At 46.6% G+C, this 401-nt stretch carries 3 tRNA genes; all 3 read left to right on the top strand.

Annotation, left to right across the window (positions count from 1 at the left end):
- Window positions 1–87 precede the first annotated feature (87 nt).
- The 3 genes from B494_RS0114765 to B494_RS0114755 all read left to right on the top strand — a co-directional run bounded on the left by B494_RS0114765 (window position 88) and on the right by B494_RS0114755 (window position 331).
- Window positions 88–162: transfer RNA gene (locus tag B494_RS0114765), tRNA-Asn, on the top strand.
- 4 nt (window positions 163–166) lie between these two features.
- A tRNA-Thr gene (locus B494_RS0114760) sits at window positions 167–238 on the top strand.
- Between the two features lie 18 nt (window positions 239–256).
- A tRNA-Glu gene (locus tag B494_RS0114755) sits at window positions 257–331 on the top strand.
- The last annotated feature ends 70 nt before the right edge of the window (window positions 332–401 follow it).

Below are 401 nucleotides of genomic sequence, written 5' to 3'. Positions count from 1 at the left end.
TTCCCCCTGCGAGAGTAGGACGTCGCTAAGCTGAATACTAGCTTTGTGAAGTAACAAATAGTCTTATTTACTAAAGTCTACTGATGTTCCACAGTAGCTCAGTGGTAGAGCAATCGGCTGTTAACCGATCGGTCGTAGGTTCGAATCCTACCTGTGGAGCCATTTTGCTTCCATAGCTCAGCGGTAGAGCACTTCCATGGTAAGGAAGGGGTCGCCGGTTCAAGTCCGGCTGGAAGCTCTCGTTAGTTTATGTTATGGCCCGTTGGTCAAGCGGTTAAGACACCGCCCTTTCACGGCGGTAACACGGGTTCGAATCCCGTACGGGTCACCATATTTGTTTATAATATCAGATGATAAATAACATCTCATTACAATACGAGCATGAGCAGTATTATGTAGAC

The organism is Amphibacillus jilinensis Y1, from assembly GCF_000306965.1.
Taxonomy (GTDB): Bacteria; Bacillota; Bacilli; order Bacillales; family Amphibacillaceae; genus Amphibacillus_C; species Amphibacillus_C jilinensis.
Note: the sequence above shows the minus strand (reverse complement) of the source record. Positions and strands in the feature narration are given on the sequence as shown.